At 66.8% G+C, this 14,440-nt stretch carries 14 protein-coding genes and 1 pseudogene; 3 read left to right on the top strand and 12 right to left on the bottom strand.

Annotated features, from left to right (window positions below; all coding sequences use genetic code 11):
* Nucleotides 1–969, top strand: coding sequence for an MBL fold metallo-hydrolase (locus tag ACFC4D_RS04595; protein ID WP_376061823.1), 969 nt, complete (start codon nt 1–3; stop codon nt 967–969).
* A gap of 48 nt (nt 970–1,017) precedes the next feature.
* Here ACFC4D_RS04595 and ACFC4D_RS04590 read toward each other — a convergent pair whose 3' ends face one another.
* A complete protein-coding gene (locus ACFC4D_RS04590) occupies nt 1,018–1,374 on the bottom strand; it encodes a DUF4189 domain-containing protein (protein WP_376061822.1) in 357 nt (118 codons plus the stop codon).
* A gap of 192 nt (nt 1,375–1,566) precedes the next feature.
* Entirely contained in the window at nt 1,567–3,012 is a 1,446-nt protein-coding gene (locus ACFC4D_RS04585) for an FAD-dependent oxidoreductase (RefSeq protein ID WP_376061821.1), read from the bottom strand.
* Between the two features lie 203 nt (nt 3,013–3,215).
* Here ACFC4D_RS04585 and ACFC4D_RS04580 point away from each other — a divergent pair, with 203 nt between their 5' ends.
* A complete protein-coding gene (locus ACFC4D_RS04580; protein WP_376061820.1) occupies nt 3,216–4,313 on the top strand; it encodes an NAD(P)-dependent alcohol dehydrogenase in 1,098 nt (365 codons plus the stop codon).
* 69 nt (nt 4,314–4,382) lie between these two features.
* Here the strand turns inward: ACFC4D_RS04580 and ACFC4D_RS04575 are convergent.
* Nucleotides 4,383–5,228, bottom strand: a pseudogene (locus ACFC4D_RS04575) (Rieske 2Fe-2S domain-containing protein); the annotation flags it as partial.
* Nucleotides 5,229–5,431: 203 nt separating this feature from the next.
* Here ACFC4D_RS04575 and ACFC4D_RS04570 point away from each other — a divergent pair.
* Nucleotides 5,432–5,680: a hypothetical protein gene (locus ACFC4D_RS04570; RefSeq protein ID WP_376061819.1), complete on the top strand. Its 249-nt coding sequence runs from the start codon at nt 5,432–5,434 to the stop codon at nt 5,678–5,680.
* Nucleotides 5,681–5,701: 21 nt separating this feature from the next.
* On the opposite strand, the gene ACFC4D_RS04565 is transcribed toward ACFC4D_RS04570, so the two are convergent.
* The 9 genes from ACFC4D_RS04565 to ACFC4D_RS04525 form a co-directional block, all read right to left on the bottom strand.
* A complete protein-coding gene (locus ACFC4D_RS04565) occupies nt 5,702–6,673 on the bottom strand; it encodes an ABC transporter substrate-binding protein (protein WP_376061818.1) in 972 nt (323 codons plus the stop codon).
* A gap of 28 nt (nt 6,674–6,701) precedes the next feature.
* The gene (locus ACFC4D_RS04560; RefSeq protein ID WP_376061817.1) at nt 6,702–7,721 is read right to left on the bottom strand and encodes an ABC transporter permease; all 1,020 of its coding nucleotides are present in this window, start codon (nt 7,719–7,721) and stop codon (nt 6,702–6,704) included.
* Entirely contained in the window at nt 7,718–8,479 is a 762-nt protein-coding gene (locus tag ACFC4D_RS04555; protein WP_376061816.1) for an ATP-binding cassette domain-containing protein, read from the bottom strand. The genes ACFC4D_RS04560 and ACFC4D_RS04555 overlap by 4 nt, the downstream gene beginning before the upstream one ends.
* Before the next feature lie 117 nt (nt 8,480–8,596).
* On the bottom strand, nt 8,597–9,544 hold the full coding sequence (locus ACFC4D_RS04550; RefSeq protein WP_375966629.1) for an ABC transporter substrate-binding protein: 948 nt from the start codon (nt 9,542–9,544) through the stop codon (nt 8,597–8,599).
* A 32-nt stretch (nt 9,545–9,576) separates the two neighbouring features.
* Complete coding sequence (locus ACFC4D_RS04545; protein ID WP_376061815.1) at nt 9,577–10,746, bottom strand: LLM class flavin-dependent oxidoreductase; 1,170 nt, start codon at nt 10,744–10,746, stop codon at nt 9,577–9,579.
* The gene (locus ACFC4D_RS04540; protein WP_376061814.1) at nt 10,743–11,837 is read right to left on the bottom strand and encodes an LLM class flavin-dependent oxidoreductase; all 1,095 of its coding nucleotides are present in this window, start codon (nt 11,835–11,837) and stop codon (nt 10,743–10,745) included. The genes ACFC4D_RS04545 and ACFC4D_RS04540 overlap by 4 nt, the downstream gene beginning before the upstream one ends.
* Complete coding sequence (locus ACFC4D_RS04535) at nt 11,834–12,859, bottom strand: ABC transporter substrate-binding protein (RefSeq protein ID WP_376061813.1); 1,026 nt, start codon at nt 12,857–12,859, stop codon at nt 11,834–11,836. Before ACFC4D_RS04535 ends, ACFC4D_RS04540 begins: the two co-directional genes overlap by 4 nt.
* A gap of 21 nt (nt 12,860–12,880) precedes the next feature.
* The gene (locus tag ACFC4D_RS04530) at nt 12,881–13,591 is read right to left on the bottom strand and encodes an ABC transporter ATP-binding protein (RefSeq protein WP_376061812.1); all 711 of its coding nucleotides are present in this window, start codon (nt 13,589–13,591) and stop codon (nt 12,881–12,883) included.
* Nucleotides 13,588–14,439: an ABC transporter permease gene (locus tag ACFC4D_RS04525; protein ID WP_375966638.1), complete on the bottom strand. Its 852-nt coding sequence runs from the start codon at nt 14,437–14,439 to the stop codon at nt 13,588–13,590. Before ACFC4D_RS04525 ends, ACFC4D_RS04530 begins: the two co-directional genes overlap by 4 nt.
* Nucleotide 14,440: the final 1 nt, after the last annotated feature.

Raw genomic sequence — 14,440 nt, 5'->3', positions numbered from 1 at the left:
ATGACATCCCGTATCGACCGCCGCCGGTTCCTGCGTGGCGCGGCCACCGCCGGAGTCGGCATCGCCGCCGCCGGAACCGCGGGCGCGTTCGCCCTGACCCGGCATGACACCGCACCGGATCGGCGAAAAGCCGGTGCCGCAATCGAATTGCAATGGCTGGGCGTCTCCGGCTGGCGTATCGACCTGGCCGGTGAAACCCTGCTGATCGACCCGTACCTGACCCGCTACCCGGTCGGGCTCGCCAGCGGCGCATTCGATTCCGCGACCCCGCTGCGGGTGGATCCGGCCGCGATCGATCCGCATATCGGCACACCGAAGCGCATTTTCGTAACCCATACGCACTGGGACCATTTCAACGATGTCCCGCATATCGCCACGAGCACCGGGGCTCGCGTGCACGGCACCCTCACCACCTGCAATATCGCCCAGTCCATGGGCGTCCCCGCCGCCCAGCTGAGCACCGTCAAAGGCGGTGAGATCCTCGACTTCGGCACGCACACAATGGAAGTCATCAGCTCCCTGCACAGCCGCACCGCCTCCTACGGCATCACCTTCCCGGGCGTCCGTCCCACCCCGCCCGAACGCCCGGCCACCATCGCCGACCTCCCCGAAGGCGACACCCTCACCTTCCACCTGTCGGTCAAGGACGGCCCCAGCGTGTTCTTCATGGGCGCAAGCGATTTCGCCGCGCACAACCTCGAAGGTGTCCATCCCGACATCGCCATGATCGCGGTCAACTCCGCCGACACCACCCACGCCTACCTACCGCGACTCCTCACAACCCTGGGCAATCCGCCCACGGTGATTCCGGTCCACTGGGACAACTTCGAATCCCCCCTCCAAAACCCACCCCCCATAGGCGAAAAGGATCTTGCCCGCCGCAACGCCTTCGTCGACGCGATCCACTCCGCCAGCCCCGATACCAAGGTCGTGATCCCGGAATACCTGACTCCCTACCGCTTCTCCTGACGCGGTGCGCCGCCGGAGGAGCCCGGCGGCGCACGGTGTCGTATTCGATCAATTGCAGACCGATGCGACGATGTAGGAGTCGGTATAGCGGCGGGCATTGGATTCCGCGACCGACCGGGTGGATCCGGTGCCGCCGTTGTACATTCCGGCGCCCGGCGAATAGCCGACCGCGCCACATTCGCTGAACGAGGCCAGCACACTGCAGTCGCTGCGGCCACACGAGGACAGTGCGGCATTCCTGGCATCGGACGACCATGGGTAATCCCATGCCTTGCCGATGGATCCGTCGGAAGAGACCGCGATAGCGCCGTAGTAGATGGTGGCATTGGCGGTCGGCAGCACCGCCACCGAAGTGCCCGCCATGATTGCGATGCCGACGATGAGCCGGGAAATGATCTTACGCATGGGATTCCCTCGTCCGATATGAGAACTGAATCGCTCCGAATGGAGTGAATCCACGGTAGAAATCGGGGCGTGCAGATCACCATCGCGAACGCATCGGAAAGGGGTAGAAATGCCTGGTAGAAAGGCTTTCCGGGTGTTCCGGAGCGGAATCTGATCGGGGGAGGGTGAGGCTGGTTCGAGGTCAGCGCGGTGCTAGGCGAACCAATCCGGGATCACATCGCGGGCGAAGGCGCTGATGCATTCGGCGGTGGGGCCGGACAGGATTTCGCCGGTGAAGTAGATGCCGTCGCGGCCTTGTAGATTCGCGATGCGGTCGAACCAGCCGTCTCGGATCGCCGCGGCGCTGGGGTACGCAGGCCATTCCGCGATGGTTTCGGTGATCAGTTCCGGATCGTGGAACAGGTAGAGCCCTTCCTTGGCCAAAGCCCAGGCTGCCGCGTCGGAGATCGAGGTATCGGAATTGCTGAAGCAGACCCAGTACGGGCCGGGATGCTGTTTGTTGACCGCCGTGATGCGGTGGGTGGCCTGCTCCGGATCGGTATCGGTGAAGCTGCCGTAGGGTTCGATCACCCAGAAGCCCAGGGGTTCGGGTGAATTCGGCTTACGCGGGAATTCGATGATCTCGTCGGCGACCTTGATGAGATAGCTGCGGGTCCAGGTACGGGGGCAGTTCCGCTCGGCGAACGCCTGATGAATCTGCCCGGCGGGGAAGATCTCTCGAATCTGTGCGGGCCGGGCGGTGACGATGACACGGGAGTAGATGCTCTCGTGTGGTTCGCCGTCCATCCGAGTGGTCACTCGAATGCGCTCCGGGGCAAGGGGTTCGATGGCGATCACGGGCGTGTTCACTCGGACCCGCAGGTCGAGGTCCGCGACCATGCGGTGCAGCAGGCTGACGAATCCGCGCCGCATGCTCAAGGTCACCGGTCGCCGCGAACTCATCTGCGCGAGCAGCGATTCCGGCATCTTGGCCAGCAGTGCCTCCCGCTGCTCCGGATACAGCGACAGGATCAGCTTCGCCAACTGGGAGACATGCCCGGAGATGTGCGCATTGATATTGATGATGGTCTCCGCTGGCTGCCGCGGTCGTCGCATATTGGCGTACAGCGTGATGCCCTGCAGCAGTTCGCCGACCAGCGGAGCATGCCGTGCCCGATAGGTCTCCCAGGTCTCGCCCGGAATCCTGTCGAAATTGAGCCCGGCGATTCCCGGCCCGTGTTTGTCGCGTACCGCTCGCTCGATAATGGTCCAGGCTTCGGCCAGCTGATCGGCCGCCTGATCCGGGGTCAGCAGTCCGAACAGCGGGATGAAATGCGGCGGCACCGCCGAGCGCGGCTTACCGGATTCGTCTCGGCCGACGAAAAAGAGCGCCTCGGTCTGCATTTCGACCGGATGGCGGGTGAGCAGCCGATGGATGGCGGTATCGGCGAAGTCCGCGCCGAAATCCTGCTGGATCACCAGGTGGGCTTGGAAATCGTATGTCTCACCGTCGATTTCGGCGGTCTGACAGTAGCCGCCGAGCTGTGCTCCGGCCTCCAGGATATCGATATTCGTGTATCCGAGATCGCGGAGTTCGGCGGCCGCCATGATGCCGCTCTGTCCCGCGCCGACGATGCAGATGGGAGCCGCGAGATCCATCGGGATTCCTTCAGATGCGACGCAGGGGGTGAGACGAGTATGCGGTATCGCGCGTCCGCGTATCACCGGTCCGGTGGGAACCCGCAGGGCAAGCCCCCGCCCCTCTCAGTGGAACCTGTTCTAGATTTGTGTCGCGCCGCGCCCTAGGGTGGCGGGGATCGGCGTGAGATTCCCTTCGCCGAACTTGGGAAGGAGTTGTCCGGATGGACATCACTGCCGCGGTCGCGCGCGGAGCGCAGGCACCCCTGTCGCTCGAAGCCCTCACGCTGGAGGAGCCCCGCGCGAATGAGGTGCTGGTGCGCATTGTCGCCACCGGCGTCTGCCACACCGACCTGGTCACCAAGAGTGTCTTCCCGGCGGAGTTGCCCATCGTGCTCGGCCACGAGGGTTCGGGCATTGTCGAACAGGTCGGCTCCGAGGTCACCGATGTGCAGCCCGGCGATCACGTACTGCTGACCTACAGCAGCTGCGGCACGTGTCGCCAGTGCACCACCGGTGCGCCGTGCTACTGCGAGAACTTCATCATCCTGAACACCTCCGGTGGCCGCTCGGACTTCACCTCACCGCTGAGCGTCAACGGTGAGCGCGTCATGGGCGCGTTCTTCGGCCAGTCCAGCTTCGCCACGCACGCGCTGGTGCTGCGCACCAGCGTGGTCGTGGTCGATGACGAAGTGGATCTGGTGGCATGCGCACCGTTCGGCTGCGGTGTGCAGACCGGTGCGGGCGCGGTCGCCAATGTCATGCGCCCGGCCCCGCACGAGTCGATCGCCATCTTCGGCGTGGGCGGTGTCGGCATGTCCGCACTGCTGGCCGCGCGCGCCCTGGGCGTGGAGAATATCGTCGCCATCGACCTGTCGTCCGAAAGGCTCACGCTGGCAAAGGAACTCGGTGCGACCACGCTGATCGACGGCGCGGCCGAGGATGTGGTGGCCCAGGTGCACGCCGCCACCGGCGGCGGCGCGACCTTCGCCCTGGACACCACCGCCGCCAATCCGGTCATCGCCAATGCGCTACTGGCGCTGGCTCCGCGCGGCACCCTGGTCGTGGTCGGCCTGGGCGAGGCCAGCATGGATTTCGAGATCGGTCATCTCACCGGCAATGGCAAGGCCGTCCGCGGTTGTATCGAAGGCGGAGCCGACCCGCAGCAGTTCATCCCCCAGCTCATCGAATGGCATCGCGCGGGCAAGTTCCCCATCGAGCGCATCTCCCGGCACTACCCCTTCGCCGAGGTGAACACCGCCATGCACGATGCCGAGACCGGTGTGACCATCAAGCCGATCCTGGTGCTGCCCGGCGCCTGACGCCTCCGGATAGAACTGCGCGTACCAGCGGCGCAGCGCCTTGATGCCCTTCTCGTGCGGTAGCAGTACGGGACGGGCTCGATGGATCTTGTGATCCCAGATATCGAGCTCCTCCCGTACTTCGCCGAGCGCCACCATCCGGAAGGCGAGCTTCAATACCGTTGTGGCGAAAGGGATTCGCGGTCGGCGAATGAAGTACAGCATCCGCAATTCGCTACTGGTGTCGTCGATGGGCGTGGTGAGCGCGATAGCGGTCATGGTGATCAGCGGCCCGCCCGTCCGCACCACCATGACACCCGGCCCGTACATGAACACGTCGAAACTATTGTCCACCCAGTAACCCAGCACGGATTTCCGGAACCTGCTGTGTATTTCGGCGAACGGACCATCCGGGATGAGCTCCTGCACCGGCGGTTCACTCTGCCCGTGGATGTGGTGGAAATGCGATTCGTCGACGATGTTCTCGCGCATCTCCTGCACGTGAATCCGCGCCGTCAACATGTCATCGATCGGCCGCGCATACCCGCGATCGACGGCCTCCGGAATCTCCGGTACCTCCCACACCGGTTCGTCCGCGCCGGTATAGACGAAAATCAGCCCGCTGTGCTCCCGCACCGGCAACCCCGTGAGTGTCACCCGGGGCGGCCGAGCCGCGAAAGGCGCTGCGGCACAGGACCCGTCACTCTCGAACTGCCACCCGTGGAACGGGCACTCCAGCCGCCCGTCGACCACCTTCCCGCCGGCCCCCAGATGCGCCCCGTAATGCGGACAGTGCGCATCCCGCACGGTGGCCGCCCCACCCCGCCCCCGGAAGGCGACCAGCGCCCGCCCGAAGTAGTGCAGGCTCACCACCTCCCCGCTTTTCAGCCGCGAACTCCGCAGCACTGCGTACCACCCCCGCGGCACGGTCGGCATCGGATACTGATCCGCGCGCACATCGCGCGGCAGCGTGGACAGTCCGGAACGATCACGTCGGAAGATCACCCCGAAACCATAACTAGAACCTGTTACAACTCGATGAACCCGCCCTGTCAGCCGACTGTCAGCCCCTCGTCAGCGCCGCCCGGCATCGTTCTCCCCATCGGGCCGAAAGAGCCCGCCACACAAGGGAGAACACCGTGAACGCCACCCAGGCCCAGCACCTGATCGAATCGCTCCAGCACCGCAACGCCCAACTCCAGCAGCAGGTCCTGCACCTCCAGCGGCAACTGTCCGCCGCCCAGCGCCCGCAGCAGTCCCAGCGCTCCTCCGGCCCCGGCGACTTCCTCACCGGCGCAGCCGAAATCGCCCTCGGTGTCGGCGGCGGCATCCTCGCCGCCGACCTCATCGGCGATGTAGCGGGCGACCTCTTCGACGACCTGTGGTGACCGCCGGTCACCAGCCGGCGCTCAGCACTTGCCCTTGTAGAAGTACTGGTCGTTGCTGGACATATTGTCCTGGGTCAGGGCGATCATGCCGGTTTGGATATTGCGGGTGACGGGTTTGCCCTCGAGGGCGGCTGCGGCCTGGTCGACGCCCTGTTTGCCGATATCGCCGGGGTTTTGGGCGATGAGGGCTTGGACGGTGCCGTCTTTGAGGTCCTGGACCTGTTTGGGGCTGGCGTCGAAGCCGACCACCTTGACCTGGCCCAGTTTTCCGGCGTTGCGCAGGCCGGTGGCCGCGCCCTCGGCGGAGCTGAGGTTGGTGGCGAAGATGCCCGCCAGGTCGGGGTGGGCGGCCAAGGTGGCGGTGACTATCGAAGCGGCGGTGGCGGCTTCGTTGTTGTTGTACTGGACGCCCAGGGAGGACATGCCGGGGTGGGACTCGAGTTCGGCTTCGAAGCCCTGGGCGCGCTGATCGGTGGTGGAGGTGCCTGCCTTGGTGTTGATCACCAGGACGGAACCCTTGTCGCCCACCAGTTTTGCCAGGGTCTGGGCGGCGAGCTGGCCGCCTTTGACATTGTCGGAGGCGATGGAGGACAGGGCCACGGAGGTGTCTTCCAGGGCGGTGTCAACCTCGATGACCTTGATGCCCGCGTCCTTTGCCTGTTTGATCGGGCTGGCCATGGCTTGGGCGTGGGTGGGTGCGATGAGGATCGCGCCGGGTTTATTGGCGATGACGCCGGTGACTATGGGGGTCTGCTGGGCGGCGTCGAATTGGGTGGGGGCCTGGGTGTCCAGGGTGTAGCCGAGTTGCTTCGCCTCGGCTTGCGCACCGCACTGCATGGAGATGTAGAAGGGTTCGTTGGCGACGCCGGGGATGAGCACCAGCTTCTTCGTATCCCCGCTGCCCGAATTGCTCACCGAGCCACCGCAACCCGTCACCAGCGCCGCCACCGTCACCACTACGCCGGCCAGTACGGCCGCTCGTCCGGTCCTCATCATCGGGCCCTCACCTTCGAGTTGATTTCTACCGGTCTCGTGACCGCCTGCGGTACTGGTCGAACCACACCGCCGCCACGAGCACGACGCTCACCGCGATGGGCTGCCAGAACACCGGCACACCCGCGATGACGAAGCCTTTGCGCAGCACCGAGGGGATGAAGACCCCGATCACGGTGCCGAGTACCGATCCCACCCCGCCGAACAGGCTGGTGCCGCCGATCACGACACCCGCTATGGCGTCGAGATTGTCGGTGCCGTGGCCCGCGATGGTAGTGGTGCCGAAGTATGCGAGATTCATGAAACCGGCCAGCCCCGAGAGCATTCCGGCCATGAGATACACCAAGATCAGATGCCGGGTGACATCGATGCCCGAGCGCCGGGCCGCCTCGGCGTTGGAGCCGATCGCATAGGTGTGCCGCCCGAAGCGGGTGGTGTGCAGCAGCCACGCACCCAGCAGTGTCACCACCGCGGCGACCAGCACCAGATCCGGAATGCCGCCCAGCACGGTGCCGAAACCCAGTGAATTGCGCAGCTTTTCGGGCACGGTGCGGGTGTCCACCCCGCCGGTGATCAGCTGTGCCGACCCGAGCGCCGCGCCGAAAGATCCGAGAGTGACGATCAGGGGCGGAATCTTGGCCTTGGCCACCAGGAAACCGTTGATCAGTCCCCAAAGCGCCCCGCCCACAATGGATATCAGCAGGCCCAGCAGGATGAGCCCCCATCCGGCATGGGTGGCGTCCCCGCCCGGGCTCAGCCGCTCCATGGTCTTCGCGGCGAGCACCCCGGAGAAGATCAGCACCATGCCGACGGACAGATCGATTCCGGCCGTGACGATCACGAAGGTCATACCGATCGAAAGCACCAGCAGCACACTGGTTTCGATGAGCAGCGTCTGCAGGGTGAATCGCGTCGGAAACGCGTTCGGGCTGGTGATGCTGAACGCGATGTACAGCGCGACCAGCACGATCCCGATCCACAGCGTGCTCGCCCCGGCCAGCCGCTGCCACCGGGTCGGCGCGGGCATCTCGGCGGTCTCCTCGCTCATGCCGCATCCTCGGGCGACAGGGCACCGGTCATGGCCCCGACCAACTGTTCCAGCGTGGCATCGGAACCGAAGCGCGCCACCCGCCGCCCCAGCCGCAATACCTCGACCCGATCCGCGACCGCCCGCACCTCGGGCATATTGTGGCTGATCAGCACCACGGCGATACCTTGATCCCGCACGCGCCGAATGACTTCGAGCACCCGCTCGCGCTGCACCACCCCGAGCGCGGCGGTCGGCTCATCCATGAAGACGACCTTGCTGGCCCACAGCACCGCCCGCGCCACCGCCACGGTCTGCCGCTGCCCGCCCGACAGCGAGCCGATCGGCACATCCGCGCGCGGCAGCACCACGCCGAGCCGCTGAAAGTGCTCCGCCGCTTGACTTCTCATCCGCTTGCGATCGAGCATGCCGAGCCTGCCCGGCAGCCCGCGCCGCAGGAGTTCACGCCCCAGAAAGAGATTCGCCGCCGGATCCAGATCGGGCGCGACCGCCAGATCCTGATACACGGTCTCCACCCCGAGCCGCCGCGCGGCCGTCGGCGAGGCCATCCGCACCGGCTCGCCGTCGAGCAGAATCCGCCCGCCATCGGGCTGTTCCGCCCCCGAAAGACATTTCACCAGGGTCGATTTCCCGGCCCCGTTATCCCCGATGAGCGCCACGACCTCCCCGGCGGACACCTGAAAATTGGCCCCCCGCAACGCTTCCACGCCGCCGTACCGCTTGACCAGCCCTTCGGCTTGCAATACCACGGCAGGCATGGCGATCACCCCGGCAACATTGACCTGAACGGACGTCCGGTCCGTCCGCCGATCGTACGATCGGCGGACGCGCGCCGGGGTGGATACGGCGAAGATCGCCTATGCCACGCCGTGGACTCAGACAGTCGTGCCGGACTTGGTCTCCTCGACCGCCTGGCTGATCCACGGCACCACCGCATCGCGAACCTGGACGGTGCGGGGGAGCAGGCCGTTGGCGGCCAGCAGGTCCGCGGCGTGCTGCTGCTCGTCGAGGAATTCCTCGGTGACCGCGTTGACGCCGAAGGGGCGGCCGCGCAAGGCGGCTTCCCAGGCATCCAGGTCGGCGGTGCCGCCCGCGGCGACGATATCGTCGACGAAGTACTGCGCTGCCGCACGGGGATTGGCGGTGATCCAGGCGTCGGATTCCTGGAGCGAGGCGATGATCGCCTCCAGTTCCGCGCGGTGGTTCTCGGCGATATCGCGGCGGGTGAACCACAGCGACGGGTGGCTGAACACGGATTCGGTGTCCACCAGGGTGTGCAGCTCCACCGCCGCTTCGACCGCGGTCAGGCCGGGGTACGCACCGGTCCAGGCATCGAGCTCACCGGCGAGCAACGCATCGCCGCCGTCGCGCACATCGGTGTCGACGGGTTCGATATCGGACCAGGACAGACCCGCCTTCTCCAGCGCGAACAGCAGCAGGGTGGTCTGCCACGACCCGTGCGCGATGCCGACGCGCTTACCCTTCAGATCCGCCACGGTGCGAATTCCGCTGTCGGCCTTGGTGACCAGGCGGCCGTTCTCGATGCGCGGCCCCGAGATGCCCACGTAGACCAGGTCGCGGCCATTGGCCAGACCGGTGACCGGCGGGGTGAAACCGGTGCCGATGAAGTCGTAACCACCCTCGGTGAACAGCCAATCCGAATGCAGCGACGGCAATCCCGTCTTCGGATCGACCCGCTCCGAACGCGGCAGGGTGCGCAGATCCACCCATTCCACATCGGGCAGCCGGGTTTCCAGAATGCCGCGATGCCGCAGTACGAACAGCGAGTTGTTGTGCGGGAAGTAGCCGACACGCAGGGACATGAATACTCCTCGGGTAGGGGTCGCGACCGGGATCAGTGCGCGAGCGAGAGTGCGGGGGTGGAATCGGGTGTGGTGAGGCGGGATCGGCCCAGCAGGGGCAGGACTTCCTCGCCGACGCGGTAGGCCTCTTCCAGGTGCGGGTTGCCCGCGAGGATGAAGGCGTCGACGCCGAGGTCGACGAGTTCGTCGAGGCGCTGGGCGACCTGTTCGTAGCTGCCGACCAGGCCGAAGGCCGGGCCGCCGCGGATGAGGCTGAAACCGCACCAGACGTTCGGCTGTACTTCGAGATCGCGGTAGCCGGTGATGGTTTCGGGGACCCAGCCCTTGATGCGGGCCGCGCCGACGGAATCGCCCTGGGCGGCGCGGTTCGCGGCATCGCGATCGACGAAGGCCCAGCCCTTCTCGATCTCGGCCCAGGCGGCTTCCTCGGTATGCCGGGCGACGATATCGATGCGCACCGCGAACTTCGGTGTGCGGCCGGTGATTTCGGAATGCGCGCGCACGCCGTCGAATTTGGCGCGCAGATCAGCATACGGTTCGAGCCAGGACAGGTAGTAGTCCGCATGCCGTCCCGCGGCCTGCACGGCAGCGCCCGAAGAACCGGAGAAGTACACCTCGGGGAACGGCTGACCCGCCAATCCCGGTGCCAGCGCGGCATTTTCGGTCTGGAAGAACCGCCCGTCGTAATCGAAGGGCGCCCCGTCCCACACCCCGCGCAGCACGTCCAGGAACTCACTGGTGCGCGCATACCGATCGTCGTGCGACACCTTATCGCCCCACCACAATTGGGCGGGTCCGCCGCCACCGCTGATGATGTTGTAGACCAGCCGCCCGCCGGTCGCGCGCTGCAGGCTCGCCGACATCCGCGCCGCCTGCACCGGATGCAGGAAGCCCGGCTGGAACGCCACCATGAACCGATAGGTGGTGGTCTCCCGGGCCAGGGCCGCCGCCACCGCCCACGGATCATCGGTGACCGGGAACGAAGGCAGCAGCCCACCCAGGAATCCGGCGGCCTCGGAAGCCTTTGCGACAGCGGCGATATGGTCGATGTAGGCGTACCCGTCGAGCTCCCCGCCGCGAATGCCCGGTGCGATATTGCCCGGACCGTATCCGCCCGCATGCCCGCGGTTGTAGCGGCGCGGCGTGCGCAGCGAGGCGTGATCGCCCTCCATGCCGATCCGCCAGTAGGTGTCGATGGTCATACCGTGGCCTCCTGAGCCAGCGTGCGCCCGGCCGGATCCACCAGATGCAGCAGGTGTTCGCCGGTGCGATGCACTTCCTCGATCTGCGGATGGCCGACGAGAACGAAACTGTCGATCCCGGCGTCGCGATACGCCGAAAGCCGTTCGGCCACCTGCTCATAACTGCCGACCAGGCCGATCGGCTGTGAATAACCCAGCTCGCCGAACCCGGCCCACCGATTGCCGCTGAGAGCCCAAGCGCCGGAAGGTGTTTCGTCGTGCACCTCATGCCACTGCCGGTGTACCCGCGCCCACGCCTCCGCCTCGGTCTCCCGGGCGATGATCGGTAGCTCGAGTCCCGCGCGTACGCTTCGCCCGGCGGCGGCCGCCCGCTCGCCCAACTCGGCGAGTGCGGCGTCGAGGCCGTCGGCGGTCTCGGTGAACAGGTGCACATCACCGTGCCGCGCCGAGAGTTCCAGTGCGGGTGCGGAAGTCCCGGACAGGTAGACGGTGGGGAAAGGCAGTCCGGAGAGAATTCCCCGGAATCCGCCGTCGATCACGTCGTAGTACTCGCCGTCGAATTCGAACCCGGTGCCCTTGAATCCCGCACCCGGAACCGGTGTTTCATTCCAGACCCCGCGTGCGACGGTCAGGAATTCGGCCGCCCGGGCGTAGCGATCATCGCCCGCCACCCGATCGCCCCGCGTGCGGGCGTCGTCCGCGTCGGTATCGACCGCGAGCCGCCATCCCAGCCGGCCGTGCGAAAGCTGTTGCAGCGTGGCCGATATCTTCGCCGCGTACACCGGAGTTCCGAACGCGGGCTGGAATTCGACCACGACGCGGCCGTACCGGGTGGCGCGCAATGCGCCGCCCGCCACGATCCACGACTCCTCACCCGCCGGATCGTAGGGCGCGAGCACCCCGTCCAGCCCGGAAAGCTCTGCGGCATCGATGATCTGATGCAGATCGTCGAACGGCCCGAACCTGCCCGGGCGCACATCGGTGGCCGGGGTGCGGGGCGGCGGACCGCCGAAACCCCCGCGATGCCGGGTCTCCGGCCGCACATGCCTGCCATCACCCCGACTGGGCAGCCGCCACAGGAATTCGGTCATGCGGGCACCTGCCCCGAGGCCACCAGTTCCCGCGCCCGCTCCAGCGGCTCATGTGCGACCCAGCCGTCGAGATCGAAGTCCGCCGCCAGGAACCCGTGCGTGTACAGGAATTGCTTCTGAATCCCGATCAGGTCCAAGCGCTCATCCGAGAGCGACGGATGCAGTCCGCGATGGAAATCCTCGCCGTACGCCGCGACGACACCCAGCGGCCCGGACAGGGTTTCGCGCTGTAGCACCTCGCGCACGCCGTCCAGATTCCCGGCCGCCCAATCGGCCGCGCGCAGACTCTGCGCCAGGAATCCGATCACCACTTCCGGCCGCGATTCGAGCAGGTCCGCGTGCACGGTGATGGGTCGCGGCGTGCCATTGTTGACCCGCAACCGCTTGCTCTCGGTGGCGTCCAGATCGACCGCGACCCGCAAACCGTGTTCCCGCGCGACCTCCTGCGCCCGCGCGCCCTTGACGTAGATGGCGTCCACCTCACCGCGCAGCAGTTCCTCGACGCCCCAGGTGACATCGCGCCCGCCGCCGCGAACCGCGGTGCGCACCTGCGGATTCCGCTCGACGGTCACCTCGGTGACCGTCGCGTCCGCGAGGGTCAGCCCGGCCAGTCGCAACGCACTGGAGAAGCCGTGCAATGCCATGGCCCGCGGAAAACTGCGTGCCTGATCCTGCGCCCAGGCCGGAACTCCGAGCCGCAGTCCCGCCAACTGCGCGGGTCCGGCCACGTCGGAATCGGGTCCGACGAGAATGGCCTGCGCCTCATCGATCCAGGTCAGCCCGATCAACCGGGTCGGCGACCCCTGCGCCCGCGCCGCGATGGCGGGCACATTGCCGCCCTCGCGCACCAGCCCGGACAGATCGTGCAGGAAGTGATGCCCGGCCAATTCCGGCCCGGCGTCCTGCAATACGCCGAATTCCAGTCCGGAGGCGGCGGCGGTGTCACCGAGCCAGCCCAGGCTGTGCGCGAGGCCGCTGGCGGTCGGGACCGGGCAGCGGGTGTACCAGAGGGTTTCGGTCATGATCGCTCCTGAGGAGTGGGGTCAGTGCGCGGCGGTCGGCCGCACACCGAGGTGATCGAGGAATTCGGCGCGCAGCCGCAGGGTTTCGGCGTCGGCGCGATCGCGGGGACGCGGCAGGTCGATGACGGTGTCGACGGCGAACCGCCCCCGATCGAGAATGAGCACCCGATCGGCGAGCCGGATGGCCTCGTCGACGTCATGGGTCACCATGAGCACCGCCGGACGATGCCGGGCCACCAGGTCGCCCACCAGATCCTGCATCTGCAACCGGGTGAGCGCGTCCAGCGCCGCGAAAGGCTCATCCAGCAACAGCAATTCGGGTTCGCGCACCAGCGCCCGGGCCAGCGCGGCCCGCTGCGCCTCACCGCCGGAGAGCGTGGCGGGCCACTGCCGCGCCTTACCGTCCAGGTTCACCTCGGCCAGCGCGCGCAGCCCGGCTTCCCGTGTCTCCCGCGAACGCCGCTGCCCGACAATCACATTGGCCAGCACCCGCTTGGACGGAATGAGCCGCGGCTCCTGATAGACGGTGGTGCGGCGCGATGGCACCAGCACCTGTCCGGCATCGGGCGCTTCGAGCCCGGTGAGCAAGCGCAGCAGCGTGGTCTTACCGGTACCGCTCGGCCCGAGCAGCACGGTGAACTCACCGCGCTCGATGGTGAGATCCACGCCGTCGAGAACGGTCTTGTCGCCGAACGACTTCCGCAGTCCGGTGATCGATACCGCGGTGCTCATCGGATGGCCACCTGCTTGCGCCACGGCATGGCGACCTTCTCCACGATCCGCACCGCACCGTCGAATACCAGGCCCAGCACCGCGTACAGCACCACGCACAACACCATGTAGTCGGTGCGGTTGTACTCCTGCGCGAGCGACACCAGATATCCGACACCCTCACGGGTGCCGACCTGTTCGGCCGCGATGAGCCCGGTGATGCTGATGGACAGGCACACTCGCAACGCCATCAGAATGCCCGGCAGCGCCGACGGCAGGATGACCTCGAGCACCAGCCGCGGCCCGCGCAATCCGAAACTTCGTGCCGCCTCGACCATTTTGCGATCCACATTGCGGACCCCGAGATAGGTGTAGGCGTACATCGGCGCGACGGTGGCCACCGCGATCAACAGCACCTTGTACAGCTCGTCGATGCCGAACCAGGCGATGAACAGCGGAGCCAGCGCCAGGAACGGCACCGCCCGCACGATCTGCATGGTCGAATCGACCACTTCCTCACCGAGACTGGACAATCCGGCGGCCAGGCCGAGGATCAATCCGGCACCCACGCCGAGTCCGACCCCGGCCGCGGCGCGCACGAACGAGGCCCAGGCGAAGTCCGCCAGCTGGCCGCTGGACGCGAGTTCGGTGAACGCGCTCCACACCTTCGGCGGTCCGGCGATGACCTGCGGCTCGATCGCCCCGGTCGCGGACCCGATCCACCAGGCGGCGAAGATCAGGGCGGGCAGCAGGAATCGCAGCGGCACCGAAAGCCATGCGGGCCTGCGTCGTTCGACCCGGCTGCGCGGTGGGGCGAGCACCGGCTCCTGCCGGACCGCTGCGGCGGGAGCCGCGGTGATCACCGCCATA

Origin of the sequence: Nocardia sp. NPDC056000, assembly GCF_042269265.1 — a bacterium.
GTDB lineage: Bacteria > Actinomycetota > Actinomycetes > Mycobacteriales > Mycobacteriaceae > Nocardia.
The sequence above is the reverse complement of the archived record's forward strand: the minus strand, read 5'-3'. Positions and strand labels throughout refer to the sequence as shown.